Below are 25,931 nucleotides of genomic sequence, written 5' to 3' on the forward strand. Positions count from 1 at the left end.
TCCTTAGACCGGGTTCCTCAAAGTTATGGGGTCCGGTCTAATGTTATAATGAATGATGCAAGTGACTTCGTAGAAAAAGGCTGTGAGTTCATTGAGAATAATGACCAGGATTATCCAGTTCATTCTGGATCCTTTTCAACGCAGTATTCGAAATAAATTGATTGTCACGATGATCGGTATTTCTTGCGTCCCCTTGATCTTCATCTCTTTGCTTGCCGCCGAAAATACAAGAAGATCGGTTGAAGCGGAGGTCATTGAGTCCAACTCGTCAAAAATCGAATGGACTGCGGGTTATTTGGGGGAACGGTTCGAGCAAATGAACAATATTATTTACACCCAGCTTATTAACGAAAGCTACAACGATTATATCCGCAAGATGGGGGATGCCAATCCTTCCATTGCTTTTAACGCTCAAAAAGGTTTCGTGAATGCCGTTACCTCGATTTTTTATTCCAACGTCAATTATTTATCCGGGATTCAAATCTATTTGAACGATACGAATAAACAATTTCTCGTCAGCGGCAGCAATATCGAGGTTTTCACGCCACCGCGGATTCCGGAACCGTTCGGCGATTTTTTCAAGAAGCACGTGGATTTCATCATCGAAAATAAAGAACATACCGGCGTCTTTTATCTCATGCGGACCATCAATCGGTTCGAAGACCGGAAACGACTTGGCGGCATTGCGCTTGAAATCAATTGGTCCAATCTGGACAATACGCTGAATTTGCTGACTCCGGGAAGCGAACAAACGGTCATCATCGCCAATCAACAAGGCGAGATCCTATACTCCCTCGGAGGTCAGCCCGTTTCTGCCGATCAATTGATAAAGCTTCAAAACCGCATGCACTCCGGTTCGGGTTATTTTCGAACGGAAGAAGAATATGTGTTTTACGGCAACATCCCGCCATGGAATTTGAACGTCATCAAAGTGATACCCAGCAGTTTTATTAACGACAGCGCGAGAAGAACTTGGCAGTACGCGATCATTATCGGCGCGGTTTCGATCCTCCTTTCCGTCCTCGTTGCTATTATCATTGCCTGGAAGACATCGAAGCCCATTGTGAAATTGGCTAGGGCCATGCAAGGGATGGTCCCTCCGAAAGAGGATGAAACTCCGCCCGTTACGAGGAAAGATGAAATCGGACTGCTGGAGATGCGCTACTACAATATGTCCAAAAGGATCAAAGAATATATCAAGACGGAATACAGCATGAATTTGGAGAAAAAGACCGCCCAATTGAAGGCGCTGCAGGCCCAGGTCAACCCGCATTTTCTGCAAAATACGCTGCAGTTGATCGGCAGTATGGCGTTCTCCAAAAGACCGGACGAAATTTATGATGTCATCCGTTCGTTAAGCGACATGTTCCGCTATATTATCCGGGATCCGGAAGAGCTGACGACGCTTCAGCAGGAACTCGATCACGTTCAAAATTACTTGCACATTCAGAAGCAAAGATTTACTTCCCGCATATCGACGTACATCTTTCTGGAACCGGGCGTAGAATCCTGTGCGATCCCGAAGCTCACTTTGCAGCCTATTGTGGAGAATGCATTCATTCACGGCTTGGATAAGAAAACCGGAGCTTGGGAAATTCATATTACGGTCAAGCATACTGCGGAAGGCATCTTCATCTTGATTGAAGATAACGGGGTGGGCATTCCTCCCGAACGCCTGCTTCAGCTTCAGCACCAGCTGGAGACACAAATCGAACCGTTTCGGGCAGGCAACGAACGGATCGGCTTGAATAATGTGGCCGCGAGAATTCGCATGCATTTCGGGTCCCTCTATGGACTGTCCATCGACAGTCAACCCGGCAAAGGGACCGCCATTCGGCTGCTGCTGCCTAAGGAAAGGAGCGTCACCAGTGATTAAGGTGCTTATTGTCGATGATGAAGAATGGAATCGGGACATCATCAAGAGGTTCGGCAACTGGGAAGCCTACGGGATGCGCATTATAGCGGAAGCCGCCGATGGGCTGGAGGCGATTCGGTTCGTTGAGGAACAGTCTCCCGATATTGTGATTACGGATATGCGCATGCCGGGCATGGACGGGACTGAATTGCTGCAACAGATCCATAGCCGGTTTTCGGCAATCAAGCTGATCGTGGTTAGCGGGCATGACGATTTTGTATATATGAAGCAAGCGATTCTCTCGAAAGCAAAAGATTACTTGTTGAAACCGATCGATCCCAGAGAACTGAATGCCGTATTGCGAAAGTGCAAAGAGGAGATAGAATCTGCCGTTGCGGCGGGGCAGAACGCTGCGTTCGATATCGAGCTGACGAAGATGATCAAAAATGCGATGCCCGCCATCGCTTCTTCCTTTGCCGATCTGGATGCGGACAACGTTCAATCCGCTTTCCGGCAGCTGGGGGCCCAAATCGATGCCTATAAGCGATTGGAAGCGTTCGAGATGGAACACGTGTATCAGGAGTATTTATTTTTACTGAAAGAGCTTATGGCGAAAAACTTGGTTGATGGCGATCCCCTGCCCTTAGAATCATGCGGATTTTCTTCATGGGAAGCGGTCGTGGAGGAATTGTCCAAGCTTTATGTTTCTATCATCGAAGATTTGATCCATCAACGGAAAAATAAGAAAAAGTTGAATTTGCGGGATATTAAAAGGTATATCGAAAACAATTTCACCAGGCCCATTACGGTGGAGAAGATCGCCCAAGTTTATTTTGTCAGCTATGTCTACCTCAGCCGGGCATTCAAAAGCGAGTTTGCCGTCAATATTACGGACTATATGCAACAGCTGCGAATGGAGAAGGCCAAAGAGCTGATCGTCATCAATCGGATTCCGATTAAAGCGGTGGCTGAAATGTGCGGGTACGAAGATGTCGCTTATTTCTACAGAGTGTTTAAGAAATATTTCGGCATAGCTCCCGGAGAAATGCGCAAAAATCAAGAAGAAGGTTAAAAAAATGCAATGAAAGCGGGTAAATTCATCTAATTAACTGATTCCGGTATTCCTTTATAATCAAAATGTAATCCATTACAGGGAGGTCGCAATATATGAGAAAAAGTTGGAAGGTCATGTTGAGTACGGCGGCTGCGATCTCGCTGCTCGCGGGATGCTCGGCAAAAGGCGATGGCGGCGGGAATACCGGCAATCAAGCTTCGGGAAGCGGCGTGGCCGCGCCGAAGGAAGTCACCTTGAAGGTCTTTCTGGCTCAGCCGCGATTCAAAGAGCAATACGACAAGTTTGTCGCCGACTTCACGGCCAAAGAGAAAGCGGAGAAAAACATCAATGTCAAAGTGCAGATGGAAATGCCGCCGATCGATCAAGCGCCGCAAATTTTGAAAACAAGACTGGCGGCCAACGATGGTCCGGATGTGTTCTCCTTGCACGCGATCAACGATCTGCCGACTTATTATAAAGCCGGTTATGTAGATGATCTGTCCAAGCAGCCATTCGCGGGTAAAATTCTGGATAGCGTCAGACCGGCTGTCACGATTGACAACAAGGTGCTGGCCGTACCGCTTGAAACGCTGAACTGGGGTTATTTGTACAATAAGAAAATATTTGCCGATCTCGGGCTGAAGCCGCCGACAACCGTTACCGAAATGAAGTCGGTGATCGAGACGTTGAAGAAAAATAAAATTACGCCTTTCCAGCTGGCCTATAAAGAAGCGGGATCGCCGCAGCTCTTCTTGCCGCTAACCGTCGGTGCACTGGTCAATACGGAAAACAAGGACTTCGTCGACCGGATGAACAGCGACAAAGGTTCGTTCTCGGAGATCAAAAATCAGCTGTTTGGCAATTTTGACCTGGTGAATGCCAACGGAACCGAACGGGCGCTGGAAGTATCCGCAGCCGAAGGCGCGGCGGCGTTCGCTCAAGGAAAAGCGGCGATGTGGGTGATGGGACCCTGGTATGCCGATACGCTTCTGAAGTCGAACCCGGATCTGCAGTTCGGCGTTGCGCCGCTGCCGGTCAACGATAATCCGAACGCCACGATGATCAATATGAGCGTCTCCACTTCGCTCGCTGTCGCTGCGGGCAGCAAAAACAAAGAAGTGGCGTACGATTTCGTAAACTTTGTGCTGGACGATAAGGTAACGAACGATTTGTTCAAGAGCTTGAAGTACAATCCGAATGCCAAAAATCATACGTTCGAAAGCTATCCGTGGATTAACGAAGCGCTGACTTATGTTAAAGAGGGCAAAGCGTACAAAGATCCGACCATGCCGCCTGCGGTCAAGGACGAGGTCGGGAAGCTGCTGCAAGCGTACTATTCCAAATCGATTTCGCAGGATGACGTCATCAGCGTCTTGGACAAGGCTTGGAAGAACGCCAATAAAATCAACAAATAGTTCTGCGAACGAACAACGATAAAGACAGCAGAAATGCTGTCTTTATCCCTTCCTGGAGGTGCACGTAATAATGAAAAACAGCCATCTGTCCTTGCTCGCATTCGTCGCCCCGGCATTCATCACCTATTTGGTAATGCTGATGATTCCGACTCTAGGCGGCTTTTATTACAGCTTTACGGATTGGAACGGGCTCGCCAAAAGCTATCGTTTCGTCGGCTTAGACAACTTCGTTGAAGCGATCACGGAAGATTCCGACTTTCTTCATGCAATTAGGTTTACTCTCAAATACGTCGTCTTCATGGTCATCGCGCAAAATGCGATCGCGCTCCTGCTTGCGATTCTCATCGAATCGCGGCGGAAGACGAAAGGTTTGTTCAGAACGATCTTTTTTATGCCGAATATGGTCAGCTTGATTATTAGCGCATTCATATGGACCTTCGTGTTTTCTCAAGTGCTGCCTCAGCTAGCCGCCAAGACGGGGATGTTGTTTCTGAATCAAGAGTGGGTCGGGAATCCGAAGGTGGCCTTCTTCTCCATCGCCATCGTTTCCTTATGGCACGGCGTCGGGTATATGATGATTATTTATTTGGCCGCCCTGCAGGGAGTGCCGCAATCGCTTCGCGAGGCCGCCACGATCGACGGCGCCACTCCCGTTCAGACGCTTGTTCATATCACGCTGCCCATGATCACGCATGCGCTTACGATATGCTTCTTTCTTACTTTAAACAGCGCATTTAAGGTTTACGACGTCGTTTATGGATTGACCGGCGGAGGGCCGGGCAGAGCGACGCAGGTGATCACCATGAATATTTTTGAGGAAGCGTTCTCGAGCAACTTCCGTTACGGCTATGCCAGCGCGAAATCGGTGCTTCTCTTCGTTATGATCATGCTGTTTACCTTTGTTCAGGTTTTTGTGATGAAGAAGCGGGAGGTGGAAGCGTGAGGACGGCGAGGCTGTATTCCTTTATCATTACCATCGTACTGTCGCTGTTTGCGGTTGTTTCCTTCTTTCCTTTGTACATGACCGTCTTGAACTCTTTCAAAACGGAAAAAGAAATATTCGGCTCCATCTTGTCGCTGCCGACTGCAATGCATATCGAGAATTATACGGATGCCCTTCAGAAGACTCAACTGCTGTCCAGTCTCGGAAATACGGTGATTGTCTCGGTGCTCGGGATTGCCGGCATCTTACTGTTCGCTTCTTTGGCAGGCTATAAGCTGTCCCGAACGCCCGGCAAGCTGAGCGGTTTGATTTTCTTCCTGTTCATCTCTTCCATGCTGGTGCCTTTCCACTCGATCATGATCCCGCTGGTGAAGACGGCAAAAAGCCTGTCGTTGCAAGGCAGCATCTACGGACTTGCCGTCATTTATATCGGTCTGGGCGTGAACATGGCGATCTTCTTATACCATGGGTTTGTGAAGTCTATTCCCCGCGAGCTGGAGGAATCGGCTTATATGGACGGCTGCGGGCAATTCAGAACGTTTACGACCATCATTCTCCCTTTGCTTCTGCCGATTACCGTTACTGCAGGCATCTTGAATTTTTTGTGGATTTGGAACGATTTCCTGCTGCCATTGCTGATGATTCAGGATGCTAACGATTATACGCTGATCCTCTCTACCAATAAATTATTCGGTGAATATACGAAAGACTGGTCGCTAATTTTGGCGGCCTTGGTGCTGACGGCGATTCCGGTTATTCTCATTTATGCGATTTTCCAGAAATTCATTGTATCGGGGATAGCGGAAGGTGCGGTTAAAGGTTGAGCGTTTGCCCGCAAACAGGTGGTCCCGGATGATTACGGAGAGAGGATCGACACATGTGAAAAACGGAAAGATATATTTGATGCTCATCGGATCAGCTATTTTATGGGGAGTGAGCTTTAATTTAGGGAAAATAGCCGTTAGTGCTATCGGTCCGATGAATGTGGTAGGCTGGAGATTTTTAATAGCCGCATGCTGTTTGCTCCTTATTTATTACCTGAAGGAGAGGCCGACCTATCGGCAGCTGAAGCCCAATTTAATAAGATATTTCTTCATAGGAGTCATTGGAATTTTCATGACCAACGCATTGGTTTTTAGCGGATTGTCATCTACTTCGGCTGTAAACACGGCACTAATCACGGCGGCGAATCCAGCGGTAACCTTAATTTGTTCATTTTTGCTGCTAAGGGAACGGATGAGCAGGCAACAACTGCTGGGCATGATCCTTTCCTTGATAGGAGTCTGGTTTGTCATTACGGCAGGCTCCATAACAAAGTTGAGCTCAGTATCTGTTGGAGATTTGTTAGTGTTGTGCGGAAATTCTTGTTGGGCTCTCTATGGAGTGTTAGGAAGAAAATATTTAAAAGATAGTACTCCTCAAAAAACAACGGCACTTACTATGTGTTTTGGAGCCATTTGTTTTATTCCATTTATGAACTTCCCACTTGAGCCAAAACCTGATCATTTGGTTAACTTGGCGGACGTTTGGATGATTATTGGTTTCATCGCATTATTCGGTTCCGTGCTGGCCTATTTATGGTGGAACAAAGGTATATCCCAACTTGGAGTTTCTCGCACGGGGCTATTTTTTAACTTCGTTCCTATTACCTCCATGATGATGAGTATTTTCATGGGAGAGGATGTGCTGGTCAGTCAAATAGCTGGTGCTTTCCTTGTTATTACAGGCGTCATTGTTTCATTAATTCGAAATAAACAACTTTGACGGAGGGGATGGAATATGAGTTTATCCATGGGACTGCAGCTGTATTCGGTCAAAAATGCACTGAAGCAAGATTTTATAGGGACATTGGAAAAATTAGCGGCCATCGGCTATGAGAACCTGGAAATGGTCATCCGAAAAACTGACGAAGGCTTAAGCCTAATCGGCGGGCTGTCGGCGAAGGAAGTACGGGCACAGCTTGATCGGCTCGGGATGAAAGTGGTCGGCTGTCATACCCATATCAATGAAGAAACGGAATGGGAAGGGATCATCGAGGCTAACCATACGATCGGCAGCACGGCCATCGGCTGCTCCGTTGCCTTTTTCTCCAATAAGGACGATGTGCTCCGGTTTTGCGAAACCTTCAACCGTTACGGCGAGCTTTGCAAAACGAACGGGCTGGGCCTGTATTACCATAACCATTTTCAGGAATTTCAGCAGTTTGAAGGCGAGACGGTGATGGACATCTTGCTGAACAACATGGAGAAAGATTTGATTCATTTTGAATTCGATTCGTACTGGGCGGTGAGGGGGGGAGCTAACCCGATCGTATGGCTTCATGAATTGGGGGATCGCTGCAAAAAGCTGCATCAAAAGGATTTGCCGGTCACTGTGCAGCCTGTGAACTGGTTTGATGTGTTTGGAGCAACGAGCAGCATTACGATCAACGAGCTGTATAAAACGCAGGATCCCGCCCATTTTTGCGAGATCGGCACCGGCACGCTGAATATACGTGCGATTATTGAAGCAGCGCGAAGCATCGGCTCCGCAGAGTATATTTTTGTCGAGCAGGATGTAACGGCCAAAGATGAGGTGGAAGGCGTGGCCATCAGCTACGGCAATTTGGAGCGGTTATTGAAGGAAGACTAGATCAACTTATGTCTATGTCAGCTGTTTCCCATGTACGTTATTGTACATGGGGACGTAGCAGCGGCGGTGTCTCCCGCTCCTCGGCCCTTACGGGATTCAACCGGATGTAAACCATTTCGAAGCGTCAAAGCCCTTTGATATCGCCGGCGTTATATGCTGCTCCAGATGAACTTCTTCACCGGTTGAACCGGTTTGTGGAAAACGGGGGGTTGCCGAATGGGATGATCCGGTTGTTAATCAAATTTAAATTAATGACCGTCACATAAGTGGCGGTTTTTTTGCGTTTAAGATATAAATCCAAAAAAATATAAATTACTCACTCGCCTGCATCATGGGTGGCGGTGGTGGTGTTATTCCGTCGTAATGGAGGCAGTATTTGGTTGCGGATCTATCGCACAGCGCAGACATATTCCGGAATATGCCGCCAATCCAAATGTGGAGCTGGTTGCATATCCGATCCGAAAACCGAGCGTTCAGAAGAGATGGCAGCAGCTTATGGAGGGAAAAGCTACTCTTCTTTTGAAGAATTATTTGGAAAATGAAAAAGTGGACGCAGTGAGTGTATGTACGCCGAACTATTTGCATGCTCGAATGACGATTGCCGCTGCAAATGCCGGTGCACATGTTCTGGTTGAAAAACCGATGGCTTCTACTGTAGAAGAAGGTGAACAGATAATAGAAGCTGCGCGAAGGAATAGCGTCTTTTTGATGGTTGGCCATAATCAGCGGTTTATGCCTCCGCATGTTCGCTCAAGGTTATATTGGCGGCTTTTGAATCTCAAGCAACTGGCAAATTTATTAAGTTGTAGTGAACAATTTTTTTACAAATGTTCATCGCATCTCAGGAATTCAAGCGTTCATGATTTTTGAGTCTTCGAGAAAATCCAAACTGCCTTAACCGGAAGCACCAAGGTGCAATTTGATAACATTGGAATACATGGAAACGAGGGAAAGAGTGAAGCGTGAAATTTGGCTTCACTCTTTTAACTAACAAATGAAAAATTAACATATCTTTAGAATACAAAAGAATAATGAGAAGATGAATTTATAGTGCCTGACCGAATGGAATAAGAAGAAGTAGCGGAACTGCATAATCTTGGCCAGACACGACTCGTTAAGTTTATTTTGTTTGAATAAAATCGGGTTCCATATGGTTGAAACTACGTTGTGCAGTCCGGATGAACTCAGACACAGCTACACTTTCAAAGGCATCTTTACGGCGAATGAAAAGAGTCGGTGTTTTGGCGAAATTTTCCGAAATGTCTTGAGATTGCAAGTTATATTTAATCAGGGCTCTCTCAACCACCGAGCGAGGTAATAGGGAGACCCCGAGGCCAGCGTGAATACATCCAAGGATTCCCTCCAATGTTCCGAATTCCATGATCTTTGCAGGGAGAATTCCTTTCAAATGTAGCCAATCCTCCAGTTTTCGGCGGTAAGAACAACCAACACGAAACACCAGTAAAGGAAGATTACGCAATTGTTCCGGCCGCTCAATGGAGGGGAACTGTTCTCCTGAGATGAGCGCAAGTTCCTCAACCCCAACCTCTATAGTTTCGAGCTCTGCATGCTCAACGGGAGCAGCTACAAAAGCTCCATCCAATTCGTACTTCAACACTAAATGGATGAGTTCTTCGGTCGTTCCCGTTTTTAGTGTCAAGTCGACCTCTGGATAGGATTTATGGTATTCGGTGAGAATAAATGGCAACCGAATGGCTGCTGTGGTTTCAAGAGATCCGATCCGGAGAGTTCCTCTCGGGATCGAGTTATCTGCCACAACTCGTTCAGCCTCTTGAGTAAGAAAGATAATTTTCTCAGCATAGGACTTTAATGCCTCACCGGATGTTGTGAGCTTAACCCCTTGTCGCCCACGACGGAATAACTCAGTTTTCAGCTCACTTTCGAGCTGTTGGATACGGATACTTATACTCGACTGAACGTATTCCAATTTCTCGGCTGCCCTGGTAATACTCCCCTCGTTTGCAACAGCCAGAAAGATCTGCAAGTCTCGGATGTCCACCGCCGCTCCTCCGTTCAAGGTATTGAAAATTTTGATGTTTAATATCATTTAGGTTCATTTTACACGATGTCGATCGAGAGATACAATGAGTTTAGAAAGGGGCTGGTCTCGTGGAGAATGCAGGAACAAAGCATACGAAAATGTTAGAATCCACCAAGGCCATGATAAGTGGATTTGTTATGCTCATCATTGCAATGGGAATCGGCCGGTTTTCATACACTTCCATACTTCCATCATGCAAGCTTTGGGGGGCATAATGCCTGTATGGCTGCCCAATGGTTACAATTTGCCGCTCATTCTTGCTACTCACAATAACAGGAGGCGTTGGGCAATGTTTGAAACTGAATTAACACGCACGCTAAAAATTCGATACCCAATATTCCAGGCACCGATGGCAGGTGGACCTACAACGCCCGACCTAGTAGCAGCAGTTTCAAATGCCGGAGGCTTAGGCAATCTGGGAGCAGCATATTTAACGCCGGAACAACTTCGCGGAGCGATCCGAAAGATCAGGGAATTAACAGACAAGCCTTTCGGGGTAAACTTGTTTGTACCTGAGCAACCTGAAGAATCGGAAGAAGCGGTCGGTCAAATGACAGATTATCTCAATAGATACCGCGTCAAACTTGGCATTACACCAGATCCATCGATTCCGAAGTTTTCAGAAGCGTTTGAAGAGCAAGTGCAAGTATTGCTGGAAGAACAAATTTCGGTATTTAGTTTCACTTTGCATACCGCCACATGACGTGATCCAAGCCATGAAGCAGCGGGGTACAGTCGTAGTAGGCACTGCTACAACAGTTGAAGAAGCTAAACATCTGGAAGTGGCTGGCGTAACGGCAATTGTGGCTCAGGGATGTGAAGCAGGAGGTCACCGGGGCACATTCTTGAAAAATGTTTCCGAATCACTGATTGGCACTATGGCACTTGTTCCGCAGATCGTCGATCATGTTTCGATTCCGGTTATCGCATCGGGGGGCATCATGGATGGACGGGGACTTGTAGCAAGCCTCGCATTAGGGGCCGCTGCTGTACAGATGGGAACCGCGTTTCTGGCTTGCCCTGAGAGCGGCGCCCATGAAGTATACAAACAAAAGATCCTTTCAGCAAATGAGGACTCCACTGAAATTACACGTGCATACTCGGGTAAAGCGGCAAGGGGCATTCGAACAACGTTTATGAATGACATGCATCAGTATCCCGGAACAATCCCTGCCTTTCCAATTCAAAACGCATTGACGCGAGACATTCGACAGGCAGCTGCAAAAGCCAATGACCCGGAGTATATGTCACTCTGGGCGGGACAGGGTCTAAGGTTAGCCAAAGACCAATCTGCAGCTGAAATCGTCAAACAAACTATTGAGCAAGCAGATGCTCTTGTTAAAAAGAGTTTTCTCTATTCAGGGGAACGGTTCTGATTCGAGCCATAAATTCGTAGGACAATGTAGTAATAATTCAAAAAATGAAGGAGCATAAATTAATGCCGTTACTTCGTTTTGATCTTATAAAAGGGCGAGATAAAGAAAGTCTTAAAAAGCTTTTAGACGTTGTTCATGCCGTTATCGTAGAAGTTTTCGAAGTTCCCGAGCGGGATCGTTACCAAATCGTTCACGAACATCCAGCAGATCATATGATTATTGAAGATACTGGGTTAGGGTTTAAACGAAGCGACAAACTGGTTGTTCTTTCCATTGTAAGTAAAGCTCGACCCAAAGATAAGAAACAAAAACTATATTCCTTATTATCCGAACGGCTAGAAGTCGAGTGCGGTATATCGCCAAGCGATTTAATGGTGTCAATCGTTGAAAATACTGATTCTGATTGGAGTTTTGGACTAGGTGAGGCACAATTTTTAACCGGTAAGTTACGAGGCGATTAAATACAAGGGGGCGATTTTAAGGCCATAACATTTCAAGTTTTGATTCCGTTTACTGCTCTGCAGAACGAAGAGTAAATTTATGGAAAAATATGCACCGATATAGAAGGATAAAAAAAACACCAGCAATAAGCACAATAATCCCGATAAGTACTGTGGGTGCGATTATTCCTGCTTTCTTATCATCCATGGAATCACCTCAAAAAAAGAATTGATTATTAGCTTGACGCTAAAACTACTGATTTTAAGTAAAATTAAGTAATCTCAACTGTATATCAATACAATTAACATACCAATACGAGTTGTTTGCTTATGATGAAAACATAGATATATAGACTTATTGCTTCTTTTTCGATTTATTTTATAATCAATAGGGAGAGCTGGATGATTTTGTCTTTATACTTTTGCTAAAAGGAGAACGACACATTGCCAAACAAGAAGTTAGCTGCCTCGATCGTGGGATTGTCTTTACTTGTCGGAGCTGGGGCGGGCGCATATGCCGGCGCCAATTTGCAAGAAATCAAAGCTTATTTAAACGCAGATCTCAAAGTTCGGGTCAACGGTTCCGTGGTCCAACTTAATGACCAGCAAGGTTCGGCGATTCTTCCTATAACTTACGAGGGTAATACGTATTTGCCGGTCAGAGCGGTTGCAAATGCTTTGCAAGTAGCCGTTGATTACGATGCGGCGAATCAGGAAGTCATCCTCGGGGAGAAAGTGAATGGAACCCCCTTGAATGCAGAGAAGTTTAATGACTACACTTATACGAAAGATCCGACGCAAACGACTTACAAAAATAAAGACTATAAGGAAGCTTACTATTATCACGACGGGTCTGGCGGACCGACACTCATCATCACTCCGGACAAAAAATACCAAACGCTGCACTTGAAAATTGCGGCGCTCGATAAAGATTTAACCGATATTAAAATCAAGGATCTTGATAGCAATGCGCTTCTCAAGGATGTTGGGACCATCTCGCCGAATGACGGGCTGAAAGACATCGAGGTCAATATCGGCAACGTGAAAACAGTAACCATTTCCCTTCAGGTTAAAGATGGCGGCGGTTACTTCGTTCCATTGATCGACTCTTACTATAAATGATAATGAAAACGGCCTTGGTCCAAATTTTGATTGGACTTAAGGCCGTTTTCATTTTGGTTTGCAGCTTAATTCCGCCGGATGAAGTCCACGACGAGGTGTTACGAACAAATAGGACAAAGGACTCGTTTGAAATAGATATAATTATATACCGTGGGACCATACATTTTTTTAAGTTTTTAGGAACCCGCGACAATGGGAGTATTGGAATCTTATGTACTGAAAGAAATAGATGGAGACATTGAATCTGTGGCAACGCAAGCAGTGCAGCTCTATAAGCGCTTGAATCCCTTGAAACATTGGTATTGGATTTACCTATATCCAATGATACAATTATTTTGCTTCCGTTACAAAAGCATACTGATACTCTGAAATAGATTTTCAGGTAGACTAAAAAGGGTGTCTGTTTCCAGGCATCCTCTGTTGTTAAACGCAGTTTTATACGAGGTGGATTTGAATGCGCTTTATTAATAAAAATATCCGTCGAGCGGCCGGAATGATCTACGCAGTAATCTTTCTCGTCATTATCTCGGCCACTGTACTGCTATCCTACATGAACACGACCAAGAGCCTAAAGCAGGAGCTCGTTTATTCGAATACAGCCTTATTGCATCAAATCATGGAGAAAACGGAAATGATCTTCCATGAAGTGGACAAGGATGCACTGGGGCTGCTGCAAGAACCGGAAGTCCGCATGTTTGTCGACGGTAACTATGCAACGGATTTGGAGCGTATGCAAAGGCACAGCGACCTGATGAAGAAACTTGAAAATGTGATGAATTCGAATACCCAAGTCCATTCCATCTATTTTTACGCTTATGGCCAAAAATTGTATTTATCGCCCTATACTTCATCTGAAGAGGCTGCGTTTTTCGATAAAGGTTGGAGAGAGGGCTTCGATTCATTCGATGGCTACTTCAAATGGTTGGGCGTTCGCAGTATCGAAGATAGGACGGCCCCTTTTCCGGTAAGCAAGCAAGTGTTGACATTGGTACGATCCTACCCTACGCTCAGCAGCCCTTCCTTTCGCAAAGGAGCGTTGATTATCAATATGGACGAGAGTATGATTTATAACTCGGCTTTAAATGAAGACGTCAGAAGGCTCGGTCAAGCCTTTGTCATCGATAAAGACGGGGTGGTCATTTCTCATTCGGATAAGAGTATGCTCGGAAAAAATATAAGTTCCCGAAAGGAAATCGATCGAATCCTGGGCAGTGCCGGAGAAGGAAACTTCACCGAGACGGTGAGCGGCGTACCGAGTTTGATTTTCTATGCGTCATCCGGCTATACCGGATGGAAATACGTCAGTGTCATTCCAAGCCTGCAGCTGAACCGCGAGCTGCTGACCGTCCGCAATTGGCTGTTCATCATCTCTCTTCTTATGTTCGTTGCGGCGATCGCGGCCGTATTTACGGTTAACGCGATTACATATCGGCCGATTGAAAGCTTCGTCCGCTCGATTAATAAACAGTTGAATTCCCGGAAGAGTACGGGGACGGAACGTAACAACGAGAAGCTTGACGGTAATCTTGAAGCGGCGGAAGGGTTGTTTGATAGCTTTCTTCTGGAGCATGACAACATACAACAGCAGGTGAGGCAAAATATACCGGCTATGAAGTGGAGACTTGTTTCCGACATGTTAATGGGTTACCGGACTCAGTATAAGGATGTAAAATCTTCTCTGGACTGGCTCGGCATCCGCCTTCATTCCGCTCATTATATCGTATTGTCGGCGGAGCTCGATTACAAGTCCCGGATTCCCTCAAAAGATTTACAGCTGTATTCCTACGCCATGTGCAACGTGGCTGAGGAGTTGATCCATTCCGAAAGTCACGGAATGGCTGTCGAGATGTTCGACGGGCGCGTCGTCATGATCATGAGCTTCGAACAAAATGATCCCCAATCGAACATGCTTCGAGCCTTATCGGTCGCCGATTTGATCAAGACCTTCGTTCAGGAACAATTCAGGAAGACCGTTTCCATCGGTGTGGGAAGACCGTACGAAAAATTGGAGGATCTGCACCATTCTTTTCGCGAAGCGAACGAAGCGCTTCAATATCGGATGCTGCTCGGAGCCAATCAAGTCATTTCGATAGAAGATGTGGAGGATTTCGACAGCCAACATTTTTATCGGCTTTTTGACCTGGAAGAAGCGGTGATGGATGCGATGAGATCGGCGGATGCCGGAACCGTCTACAAGCAGCTGGAGCTTTTGTTCCAAAGGACGCTGCAGGAGAACATTCCTCCCAAGATGCTGAAGCAAATATGCTTGCAGTTAGTGCATCGCGCCTTAAAAATCGGTTCGGATATCGGGATTGACGTCGATCTGCTCACCGGAGAGGATACCAGGCTGTACGAAAAAGTCGAGCTCGCCGAAGATGCGGTTGAAATCAAGCGGGATATTACCGGTTTTTTCAAAGATCTGCTGGAGCGTATAGCTGAAAAGCGCAACGCACGCGGCAGCAACGAGACCGTTGCCCATATTTTGGAGTATATTTCGAAACATTACATGCAAAGCGACCTTTCCATGAATAGGATCGCAGATACGTTCCAGCTCAGCGTACCTTACTTGAGTAAAATATTTAAGGAATACACGGAGAGCAATTTTACCGATTATTTGATTCAATTGCGGGTGAACAAAGCGAAACAGCTGCTGGAAGAGGGAAATGCGAAGGTCATTCACATTGCGGAAAAAGTCGGCTACTCCAACTCGCACAGTTTTATCCGCATTTTTAAAAAGGTTACCGGTCTCACGCCCGGAGAATACCGCGAACAGATGATATTGGAACGCAGCAAAACAAACGTCCATGAGGATAAATAAAGTCACTTCTATGCATAAACCAACCAGCCGGCCGCACGTAGCCCGGCTTTTTTAATTTCGGGGCTCCCCGCAAAGTACCTGAATCAGCTTCGAAGCCAAGGCGCCACTTTGTGGGGTTATAGGGATAATAATCATCCATGATGATAACAAAAGACACCGTTCCAAAGGTGATCATATGCCGATTTAATGATGAAGTGTACATGGTCAAAACCGCCAGAGGGAGGTAGGATAGGGTCATCACAGAAAGATGGCATGAAGGAGTGGAATGAATGAGAGAAAAATTGGCCGCCGCCCCCGCGAGCCCACATACTGAACCTCGGGTATCGGCCCGTTTGAAATCAGGCGGGTTATGGAAATGCATCAAGCGGGACAAGTATTTGTACCTGATGCTGATTCCCGTCATCGCCTATTATCTTGTATTCAAGTACGCACCGATGTTCGGAGAAATCATCGCATTTAAGGACTACCGGTTTGCGGATGGGATCTGGGGAAGCGACTGGGTGGGACTGAAGCATTTTCGCAAGCTGTTCGGCAGTCCCGATTTTTTCAATATCTTGAAAAACACGCTTCTGCTGAACGTATATACGGTCGTTTTCGGTTTCCCGGTGCCGATTATTCTGGCGCTGCTGCTTAATGAGCTGCGAATCGAATGGTACAAACGTCTCGTTCAGAATCTGCTGTATGTTCCGCATTTTATCTCGTGGGTCGTCCTCGGCGGGATCATCATCGCTTTGCTCAGCCCCAGCTCGGGGGCGGTGAACATGGCGCTGCACAATGTATTCGGCATCGAACCGGTGTATTTCCTGGCCAGCCAATTTTGGTGGCCTATCGTCTTCGTTTTGTCGGGGATTTGGCATAGTGCGGGCTGGAATACCATTTTATACATGGCCGCGATGACGGGAATCGACCCTCAGCTTTATGAAGCGGCACGTATCGACGGGGCCGGACGGATTCGCCAAATATGGCATATCACGCTGCCGGGCATCCGCAGCACGATTGCGATTCTGCTCATCCTGCGCATGGGTTATATGATGGATATCGGCTTTGAACACATTTTTATTTTGCAAAATTCCGCCGTATCCGAAGTGGCCGATGTGATCAGCACTTACGTATATCGGATGGGGCTTCAGAACGTGCAGTACAGCTACACGACCGCGCTGGGCTTGTTCCAATCCGTGATCGGGCTCATCCTGATTGTGTCCATGAACCGGGTGGTCAAACTTTTCGGAGAAAAAGGCTTATGGTGAGGGGGGACGACAGATGATCGAACAAAGAAATCTTGGCAGCCGTGCATTCCATGGAGTGATTGTGATTTTTCTTGGTTTGACGGGCTTCTTGACGCTCTTTCCGTTCATTCATGTGATAGCCACCTCCTTCAGCGGGGGGCGGGCCATAGCGTCAGGCGAAGTATTTCTATGGCCTGTGGACTGGACGCTGCAAGGCTTCCGCAATCTCATAGAAGATGGACAGCTGTTTGTCGGCATGCGCAACACCGTTGTCATTACACTGATCGGAACGTGCTTCAACCTGATCGCCACCATTCTGGCGGCGTATCCGCTGTCCCGCAGACGATTGCGCGGACGCGAAGGACTTTTGATGGCGATTACGTTCACGATGGTGTTCAGCGGAGGTTTGATCCCGAATTTTATTCTCATCAAAACCTTGGGCATCATGAACAGCTACTGGGCACTTTGGCTGCCCAGTTTAATCAGCACCTACAATATGTTCGTGATGAAGACGTTTTTTGAAGGACTGCCGGGCGAGCTGGAGGAATCGGCTTCGATCGACGGGGCTAATGATCTGGTGACACTGGCGCGTATCATTCTCCCGCTGTCCTTGCCCATTCTTGCCGCACTCGGCCTGTTCTACGCCGTTTATTGGTGGAACGCCTATTTTAACGTATTAATTTACATTACCAGCTCCTCGAAGCTTTCTCTCATGATGGTGCTGTACCAGAAGATCAACAACGTCAGTGAAGCGCTCTTAAGCACGGGCGGCGGCTCGGAAGGCGCGGTGAGCGGCCAAAATTTGACTCCGGAGGGCATCAGAGCGGCGGCGATCGTCACGGCGACCGCACCGATTTTGATCGTATATCCTTTCCTTCAAAGGCATTTCGTTAAGGGGGTGTTGATAGGCTCGATAAAAGGTTGACACTATTCGGATATCTGTAAGACGATAAGTCTTAAAATGATATAAATCGACAGACGACTTAGGAGGTCAAGGGTATGCAGATCCCAATGAAAAGCAAGCACGTCACTTCAGCTCTGGCTATCGCTCTGGCGATGACCGGACTGACCGCCTGTGGAGACAAAAAGGAAACGCCCCCGGCGCAGGGTGACGGTAAGGAAACCGACAAGTACGCCAGTCTCCCCAAGGAAATCAGTATTTCCATGTTTGACAGGGGACGCGTACCGGCTGAAGAAGGAACCTATGAGAAAAACCGTTGGACGGGGTGGATCAACGACAATTCCGGTATCAAGGTGAATTGGGTGCCTGTCCCCCGCAGTACGGCGCAGCAGAAGCTGAATGTTCTGATTGCCGCGAGCGAAGCGCCGGACCTCATCTGGGAATACGACCGCAACTATATCGCGCTGCTGGCCGCCCAAGGAGCGATTCAGCCGATTGATGCTTATATTGAGAAGTACAGCACGTCCTATAAGAAATATGTAAGCGAACATCCCGAGCTAAAGCCTTACGTGACGATCGATGGGAAAATGGTTGCCGTCTCCAGCAAACGCGGAATCGATACGATCGCCAACCAGGGGATGTGGATTCGCAAGGACTGGCTGGACAAACTCGGTTTGGCGATGCCCCGAACCGATGAGGAGCTTCTGAGCGTAGCCAAGGCGTTTGTGGAGAAAGATCCGGATGGAAACGGCAAGAACGATACGGTGGGTTTTGCCTTCAACAGCCAATTTAAGAGTTACCCGGCGGCTATGTTCGCTTCCAGACCGGACACATGGTACTTGGATAACGGCAAGATGCAGCTGGGCCGGTTGAGTGACCGATATCTGGATACCTTGGCAATGTCCAAAAAAATGTACGACGGCGGCATGGTCGACAAGGAATATATCACCGATAAGAATTACCAGCGCGAGCGTCAGCTTTGGATTACCGGCAAAGCGGGCATCTATCTGGGCTCGTGGCACCTGGATTCCGAGTACCGGGATTTGAAGCAAAACGTGCCGAATGCGCAGCCGGTTCCTCTGGAATCCGTGACGACGAAGTACGGCAAATTCGGCTTGCTGCAGGAAGCGCCGGCCTCCATGCTGATTGCTTTTAACAAAAACATGAAAAATCCGAAGGCCGCCGTCGAATTCCTGGATTGGATGCTGGATAAGGGCTGGTTTACGCTCAAATTCGGCATGGAAGGCACACATTACAAGAAAACGAATGGGGTTGTGCAGGCCATTGACGGAGAGAAAAACAAGAAAGAACTGGATTACGCGTATGAATACCCGATCGTTAACCAATGGGATCCGAAGCCGGATGACATTGTAAAAATGGCCGCGTCAGATCCGCTTTCCCAGGAATATGCCAAGCTGAAGGCGTCGGGCCTGGAAACGGCGATGAAAAACAATTTCAGAAGAGACATTCCGTACGCGCCTTCGTTTCCGGAGCTGAGCCAGTTTTTAGCCGAGTTTAACCCGAAGGCCGACGAAATCGACAACAAGGTCATTATGGGCGGGCCGCAGTTTACGCCGGAATGGGGAGCCGCCGAGCTGAAGAAGGAATGGAAGCGGTTGAACGGGGAAAACGTTTGGAAACAGGTGCAGGAGTGGTATGACAAAAACAAAGACAGCTTGAAGCAGTAACCGGATAATGAGGAGGCGTACACGAATGAGGAAACCAATGTTGACGGGGATCTCCATCATGATGGCGCTTGGTTTTACCACGGCGTGCGGTTCGAATCAGGCGGGGAATGAGGCCCGGAACAACCACGATGAAACAAGGCAAAAGGACGATCCGGAGCCCGTTACTTTAAAGATGTACACTTTCCAGAATTTCACCAGCGAAGAGATGCTGAACGATTCTATTTTGGAACCGCTTAAGAAAAAATATCCCTACATTTCCGTAGAGGTGATTCGGTCGCAATCGGGCGGAATGACTCTTCCCGATTTGCTCGCATCCGGCACGACGCCTGATCTGGTCAACGGCTGGCAAGCGGAAATCAAAACGTTGGAAAACTATCACCTGGTCGGCGATATGGCCCCGCTGGCCAAGCAGCATCATATCGACCTCGACAGATTTGAACCGGTGGCTCTGGGTGCGATAAAAGCATTGTCCGATAAAGGAGAATTGTACGGCATCCCCTATAACCAGCAGTTTAACGCACTTTATTACAATAAAGATATCTTTGACAAATTCGGCGTCCCTTATCCGAAAGACGGCATGACCTGGGAAGATGCGATCGAGCTTGGAAAGCAGGTTTCGCGCCAGGAGAACGGGATTCAGTACCGCGGGCTCGCTTATGAACACGCTTCCCGCCTTTCTTCTCCGCTTTCGCCGAACATCGTCGACCCGAAGACCGAGAAGGCGAACGTAAATAATGATACGTGGCGCAAAGTTTTTCAGCTGGGCAAAGATATTCTTACCATCCCGAACAATATGCCGCCGAAGGTGGATTCGGGCGACACGGATGCCTTCTGGAAAAATAAGACGGTGGCCATGTATGCGACGATCAATATGCTGGAAAACTCGAAGGGGGCGATGGAAAAAGGATTGAATCTCGGCGTGGCTCAATATCCGAGCTATAAGGAGCTGCCGGATACTTACGGATATCTTGACGCTCATTTTATAGTGGTTACCCCGCAGAGCAAAAACAAGGACGCCGCCATGAAAGTCGTGGAAGTGATGACCTCCGACGAGGTCCAGCTGAAGATTGCACGGAAGTACGGCAAGATGTCGCCGCTCAAAAATCCTGACATCAAAAAGCAGCTGGCGGCGGATATGCCCCATCTGAAAGGAATCGATCTTCAGTCGATCTTCAAAAGCAAACCCGCCGCAGGCATGAACTTATCGAAGTATTATATCGATGCACGGAGGCGGTTGATGGCGGAGTATGTCAATTTCGCGAACGGAGCGTCGGACCTAAACACCGCTTTACGAAACGCGGAGGAATCGATTAACAAGTTTATCGCTACGGAACAGGCGAAGGAAAAATAGCCGGTACGGTTAGTGGAAGCACGTGGATAGAATCCTATCGAGTAAGGGGAGAATCTTATGCGTTACTTTCGAATCGCCAGGTATGCTATTTTTGTCGCGATGGCCGTGTGGTTTACGGGTCTGCCGTCTCCCGCGCAAGTGTCGGCGGCCGGGAGCATTGTCGTTCTGGAAGGGCAAGGGACCAATCCGCTTTACGAGTTTGGCATGGCAGTCGGAGCTTCCGGCGGCAACAATAAGTTTATTGAAGCCGATTTTGACGGAGATGGAGATACGGATTTGGTGAACCGGAATACGTCCAACACCGGAGTACAGTATTGGAGAAATAATGGAGACGGTTCCTTTACGGAACTTACCGGCTCCGGCAACCCTTTTCTAAATGTGACGTTTTCCGGAGCTTCTGCGAACTACTTTAGCGCACTTTACTTGATCACAGGCGATTTTGACGGCGATGGAGATGTCGACGTATTTAACGGAAATCATCAAGGCTCGTCCGCTTTGTACCGAAATGAGGGAGAGACCTTCGCGGTTCTGCAAGGATCGGGGGTCAACCCACTCCATGCATTCGGAACGGCGATCGGTACAGGCAGCTTTCGGGCGATTGCAGCCGACTTTGACGGCGACGGGGATACCGATCTGGTGAACCGCAATACGAACAGCACCGGAGTACAGTATTGGAGAAACAACGGCGACGGTACGTTTACCGAATTGACCGGTACCGCAAATCCGCTCGCCGGCGTATCGTTTGCATCAAACAGCAGCTATTTCACGGCGCCGCTTTTAGCGGCGGGCGATTTCGACGGCGATGGGGACGTGGACATCTTCAACGGCAATCATGGCGGGGCTCCGGCTATGTACCGAAATGACGGAGGGAACTTTACGGTTTTGCAAGGTGCGGGAATGAATCCTCTCCACGAATTCGGTATGGCTGTAGGCACAACAGCCGGCAAATTTGTTGCGGGGGATTTTGACGGCGACGGATGGATGGATTTGGCAAACCGAAATTCCGCTAACACCGGGGTGCAGTATTGGAAAAATAACGGTAACGGCACTTTTGCCGAGCTTACAGGGAGCGGCAATCCTTTCGCGAGCGTATCGTTTACAGCCAATGTCAATTATTTTTTTGCCGGGTTTCTTGCGGTAGGCGATTTCGACGGTGACGGTGATCAGGATATCTTGAATGTAAATCATGGAGGTACTCCGGCCCTTTATCGGCAAAGCGGGTCGCCGCCAATACTTACGGCAACCGTTCCAAATGACGATGCGGTTTCCGTTGCTGCAAGCGATCCTATTCAATTGACGTTTAATGAAACGATCGCAAGCGGAGGTCCGGGGGTTATCGAGATTCGTAAATATAGTGACGATTCGCTTGTGGAATCCATTGCCGGAAATTCGGCTCAGGTCACCGGGTTCGGATCGAATGTCATCTCCCTTCAACATGCAGCTCCTCTGCAAAATAATACGATGTACTACATTCTCGTTAACGCCAGGGCATTCTTTGATTCGGATGGACAAACGTTTGCGGGGATATCGAAGAAATCGCAGTTGAATTATACCACCCGGGCCAATTCGATCCGGCAGTATCCCGTCAGGTCCGGTGCCGTACCGAGCGGCTCTTATACACTGTCGGTTAACGGGGAGAACATATTCGTTGAGAAGTTCGGCGATGTCAGCTTCGCCAGGTTTTCCTTTACAGGAGCGGCCCATTTCACAGTGACCGCGAACGAGGCGGTTTCCTCGTTTGGCATCAGTCCGCAAAGCTATCAAATCCAGGGAACCAGCAGCGGAAACCGTCTTTCTTTCTCCATCGATCAACCGAGAACGCTGATTGTAAGCGTAAACAATTTGGAGAACTTGCTTCTATTCGCCGATGGGCTTGAAACCGCCGCACCCGATATTCACGATCCGAACGTGATCAATTTGGCCGACTATTTACCGGCGGGCCGTGATGAAGAAGCGGCTGTCACCGGCTATTTGCAAGAAGCGATCGACGATACGTCCGCATTGAACAACGGAGCGGGGGGAACTCTGCTTGTTCCGGACGGGAAGTACGTGACGGCACAGCTCAAGCTGAAGAGCAACGTGCATCTTTATTTACAAAGCGGCGCCTGGATTAAAGCCGTGTCCGATTCCAGCACCGCGAATTATCCGGTCCAAAACGGTTCGGACTCCTCCTTCCTTTTCATACAAAACGCAAGTCATGTGAAAATTAGCGGCAGAGGGATAATTGACGGCAGCGGAATGGCGATCAAAACCTTGAACAACAAAGCGAATATCAAGCTTTTACGGACCGCAGATGTAACGGATTTGCAGATCGAGGACGTCTATTTCGTCGATTCGGCCCGATGGACGATTCATCTTCTTTACGCTAAAGATGTTGTCCTGAAAAATATAAAGCTGATCAACGATTTGAGAGGCGGTCCCGATCCGGCGAATCCGAATATTCTGCTTCCGACGGTGACCAACACCGACGGGGTGGATATCGATTCGTCGCAAAACGTAACCATTGACGGTGCGTTTATCTATACCGGCGACGACGCGATCACGCCTAAAGTCACGGGCTATTTGAACTTGAAAAGACCGACGTCCGGCTTACAGATCAAAAATAACGTATTATGGTCTTTGAAAGCCGCGTTTAAGGTAGGCGATGAGACGCTGATGGATATCGGCGATATCTTGTTCGAGAACAATGATATCGTTCGCGCCGACCGGTTCGTCGCCCTTTGGGCAGGAGATGCTAGCCATATTCAAAATATCGACGTGATCAATAATCGGGCCGAATTCATCGGCGGCAACTATAACGAACGCTACTTTTATTTCCGCATCCGGTTATTGAACGGGAATTCCAGGCCGGGGTGGATCGATCAGGTCCGAGTGAAGGACTTCTATGTTTGGAATAAAGCGGTTCAGGCTTCAACGATAGAAGGTTATGATTCCACCCACCTGGTCAGCAATGTCACCTTCGATAATATCGTCATACAAGGCGCGCAAGCGGGGAGCAAAGAGGATGTCCCTTTGGACTTCAAAAATACATTTTACAGCAACGTCGTATTCCAGCCGTCCGGCATGGTATACAACGGTACGCAGCCCCCGATTAGCACCACTTTCGTCGAAGCGGAGGACATGACGCTCGCCGGTTATACGCCTGAGGTTCAATCCGTGGCTTCCGGGGGAAAAGTGATTAAAGTGTCGGGCACAGGAACGGCTGCAATGCCATTTAATGGGCAAATCGGTACCTACGATCTGAAGGTGCACTATTTTGACGAAAATGACGGTGCCGCAACGTATCGATTGTTTGTTAACGATGTGCAAGTCGATGCGTGGACGGCCAATCAAGACTTGGGCTCGGCTTCCGTTTCGGACAAATCGAGAACCAGCAGAGGGGTATCGGCTATTCCGCTAAGACAGGGGGATATCGTCAAGCTGGAGGGCACATCGAATGCTTCCGAAGCGGCAAGGGTCGACCGTCTTGAATTTAATCTCATGACCGAGCCGGATCCGTCTATCCCGCCTTATCTTGACTCCGTCCGGGTAAGCGGGACCATACCCGTTCTTACCGCGGGCGGCGCAGGGTATGATTTGAACGGACTCACCGTCACCGGCAAGGATCAATTCGGCAGCTCCTATGACCTGGCCGGACTGCCTGCAACGTGGACGGTAAAAACAGGAACCGCGTTTTCCTCGGTGAACGGTACGACTTTGATTCCGCTCAGCGCAGGATCAGGAACAGTTACACTCACCGTTTACGGCAAGATGAGCAACCCGGTCGCTTTTACGGTGCAGGCAAGCGGCGAGCCCAGAGTATTGCTTGTGGACCGGCGGGGAATGACGAGCGGAGCGTACACTTCTATTGCCGCAGCCGTCGCCAGTTCTCCGGCACTCAAACCGGGAGACGTCATTTCCCTGGTACCGGGGAGCGGTCCATACCATGAAACGGTCAAAATACACGCGTCCGGCGCTCCCGGCAATCCGATTATATTTGAAGGGAACGGCGAGCTGATTAGCGGATTCACTCCGTTTCAGTTCACCCAGGAGGCGAACGGGCAGTGGACTTATGCGCTGCCGGCACCCATAGCGAACACGCTTCCGGACGGCAAATCCACCACGTTCCGTCATTTGGTAGCGTATAATGGTCAGCGGCTTTTACTGGATCAGCCGTCGGGACAAAATGCCGGGATATTCACAAGCGACTATGCGGTATTGTCTTCGGACGGCAGCAAGCTGATTTTGAACCCGGATAAAGCGTCGCCGACTTCGGGCTGGGAAATATCCACATTATCGAACGGAGTTGAAATCGTCACCACCGATTCTTACCAGACGTATCGCAATCTGCGGGTCACCGGGGTACAAAACGACGGTTTTAATATTCACGGTACCGGAACGGGGCTAGTGTTCGAAAACATCGAAGCTTTCAACAATTTCGATGAAGGGTTCTCCTCTCATGACAGTACAAATTCCACGATTAATGGTGGGGAGTTCTGGGGCAACGAGAACGGGATCTACAATCAGTCTCGAGACACCGTTACGTTTGCGGCGTATAATGTCAAAGTTTACAACAATATCGGTTACGGAGTGGCGACGCAGATGGGGACCAACTCCTTTTCCAACGTACAAGTCTGGGATAACGGCATCTCCAACCTTCGGGTGGGCGGCAGAGTCTATACGTCCAATGTGGTCACCTACGACAGCAGATGGTCGCAGCGCCCTTGGGTGGGATACCAGGAATCGCAGAACTATAAATATAACCAGGAAATAAAGCCGTACGCTTATTCCGAGTACGTCAAGGCGGATTACCCGATCACGAAAACCGGGACGGCACCGACCGTGCTGCCCGCCTCTCAGCTGCCTCCATTTAAAGGTGCGTTCGATGATTGGCGGCATATTTATTTCTCCGCTGCTGACCTAAGCAATTCTGCCATCAGCGGACCGGAGGCCGATCCGGATGGAGACGGGCTGGATAATTTCGCTGAATACGAGGCAGGACTCCATCCGAAAGTGCATGACAATTAGATTGGTACAATTCCGCCGGCCGCACCGATCCTCTGCAGCCGG

General features: G+C 48.3%; 17 protein-coding genes and 1 pseudogene. 17 read left to right on the forward strand and 1 reads right to left on the reverse strand.

All coding sequences use genetic code 11. The annotated features are described in order from the left end of the window. The first annotated feature begins 100 nt into the window (after positions 1-100). From MYS68_RS37350 to MYS68_RS37385, 8 genes are all read left to right on the forward strand, one after another. Positions 101-1,876 carry a sensor histidine kinase gene (locus MYS68_RS37350; RefSeq protein ID WP_248930585.1) on the forward strand — a complete coding sequence of 592 codons (1,776 nt, stop codon included), beginning with the start codon at positions 101-103 and terminating at the stop codon, positions 1,874-1,876. Then, entirely contained in the window at positions 1,869-2,927 is a 1,059-nt protein-coding gene (locus MYS68_RS37355; protein WP_248930586.1) for a response regulator transcription factor, read from the forward strand. Before MYS68_RS37350 ends, MYS68_RS37355 begins: the two co-directional genes overlap by 8 nt. A 95-nt stretch (positions 2,928-3,022) precedes the next feature. Beyond that, positions 3,023-4,324: an ABC transporter substrate-binding protein gene (locus MYS68_RS37360; RefSeq protein WP_248930587.1), complete on the forward strand. Its 1,302-nt coding sequence runs from the start codon at positions 3,023-3,025 to the stop codon at positions 4,322-4,324. 70 nt (positions 4,325-4,394) lie between these two features. Continuing rightward, positions 4,395-5,267 carry a carbohydrate ABC transporter permease gene (locus tag MYS68_RS37365; RefSeq protein ID WP_248930588.1) on the forward strand — a complete coding sequence of 291 codons (873 nt, stop codon included), beginning with the start codon at positions 4,395-4,397 and terminating at the stop codon, positions 5,265-5,267. Then, positions 5,264-6,091: a carbohydrate ABC transporter permease gene (locus tag MYS68_RS37370; protein WP_248930589.1), complete on the forward strand. Its 828-nt coding sequence runs from the start codon at positions 5,264-5,266 to the stop codon at positions 6,089-6,091. Before MYS68_RS37365 ends, MYS68_RS37370 begins: the two co-directional genes overlap by 4 nt. A gap of 28 nt (positions 6,092-6,119) precedes the next feature. After that, complete coding sequence (locus MYS68_RS37375; RefSeq protein ID WP_248930590.1) at positions 6,120-7,031, forward strand: DMT family transporter; 912 nt, start codon at positions 6,120-6,122, stop codon at positions 7,029-7,031. 15 nt (positions 7,032-7,046) lie between these two features. Beyond that, positions 7,047-7,898, forward strand: a complete 852-nt coding sequence (locus MYS68_RS37380; RefSeq protein WP_248930591.1) for a sugar phosphate isomerase/epimerase family protein — start codon at positions 7,047-7,049, stop codon at positions 7,896-7,898. A 363-nt stretch (positions 7,899-8,261) separates the two neighbouring features. Beyond that, positions 8,262-8,768: a Gfo/Idh/MocA family protein gene (locus tag MYS68_RS37385; protein ID WP_248930592.1), complete on the forward strand. Its 507-nt coding sequence runs from the start codon at positions 8,262-8,264 to the stop codon at positions 8,766-8,768. A 250-nt stretch (positions 8,769-9,018) separates the two neighbouring features. On the opposite strand, the gene MYS68_RS37390 is transcribed toward MYS68_RS37385, so the two are convergent. Then, positions 9,019-9,918 carry a LysR family transcriptional regulator gene (locus MYS68_RS37390; RefSeq protein WP_248930593.1) on the reverse strand — a complete coding sequence of 300 codons (900 nt, stop codon included), beginning with the start codon at positions 9,916-9,918 and terminating at the stop codon, positions 9,019-9,021. Positions 9,919-10,249: 331 nt separating this feature from the next. Between MYS68_RS37390 and MYS68_RS37395 the strand changes: the two are divergent. From MYS68_RS37395 to MYS68_RS37435, 9 genes and pseudogenes are all read left to right on the forward strand, one after another. Next, a pseudogene (locus tag MYS68_RS37395) lies at positions 10,250-11,336 on the forward strand (NAD(P)H-dependent flavin oxidoreductase). Between the two features lie 62 nt (positions 11,337-11,398). Beyond that, entirely contained in the window at positions 11,399-11,797 is a 399-nt protein-coding gene (locus MYS68_RS37400) for a tautomerase family protein (RefSeq protein ID WP_248930594.1), read from the forward strand. A gap of 423 nt (positions 11,798-12,220) precedes the next feature. Beyond that, positions 12,221-12,898 carry a stalk domain-containing protein gene (locus MYS68_RS37405; RefSeq protein WP_248930595.1) on the forward strand — a complete coding sequence of 226 codons (678 nt, stop codon included), beginning with the start codon at positions 12,221-12,223 and terminating at the stop codon, positions 12,896-12,898. A 454-nt stretch (positions 12,899-13,352) separates the two neighbouring features. Beyond that, a complete protein-coding gene (locus tag MYS68_RS37410; RefSeq protein WP_248930596.1) occupies positions 13,353-15,716 on the forward strand; it encodes a helix-turn-helix domain-containing protein in 2,364 nt (787 codons plus the stop codon). Positions 15,717-15,985: 269 nt separating this feature from the next. Continuing rightward, positions 15,986-16,963 carry an ABC transporter permease gene (locus MYS68_RS37415; RefSeq protein WP_248930597.1) on the forward strand — a complete coding sequence of 326 codons (978 nt, stop codon included), beginning with the start codon at positions 15,986-15,988 and terminating at the stop codon, positions 16,961-16,963. 13 nt (positions 16,964-16,976) lie between these two features. Then, positions 16,977-17,867, forward strand: a complete 891-nt coding sequence (locus MYS68_RS37420) for a carbohydrate ABC transporter permease (protein WP_248930598.1) — start codon at positions 16,977-16,979, stop codon at positions 17,865-17,867. Between the two features lie 74 nt (positions 17,868-17,941). Further along, the gene (locus MYS68_RS37425; RefSeq protein WP_248930599.1) at positions 17,942-19,531 is read left to right on the forward strand and encodes an extracellular solute-binding protein; all 1,590 of its coding nucleotides are present in this window, start codon (positions 17,942-17,944) and stop codon (positions 19,529-19,531) included. A 25-nt stretch (positions 19,532-19,556) separates the two neighbouring features. Next, on the forward strand, positions 19,557-20,882 hold the full coding sequence (locus MYS68_RS37430) for an ABC transporter substrate-binding protein (protein ID WP_248930600.1): 1,326 nt from the start codon (positions 19,557-19,559) through the stop codon (positions 20,880-20,882). A gap of 57 nt (positions 20,883-20,939) precedes the next feature. Then, the gene (locus tag MYS68_RS37435; RefSeq protein WP_248930601.1) at positions 20,940-25,889 is read left to right on the forward strand and encodes an FG-GAP-like repeat-containing protein; all 4,950 of its coding nucleotides are present in this window, start codon (positions 20,940-20,942) and stop codon (positions 25,887-25,889) included. The last annotated feature ends 42 nt before the right edge of the window (positions 25,890-25,931 follow it).

Source organism: Paenibacillus hamazuiensis, from assembly GCF_023276405.1.
GTDB classification, from domain to species: Bacteria; Bacillota; Bacilli; order Paenibacillales; family NBRC-103111; genus Paenibacillus_AF; species Paenibacillus_AF hamazuiensis.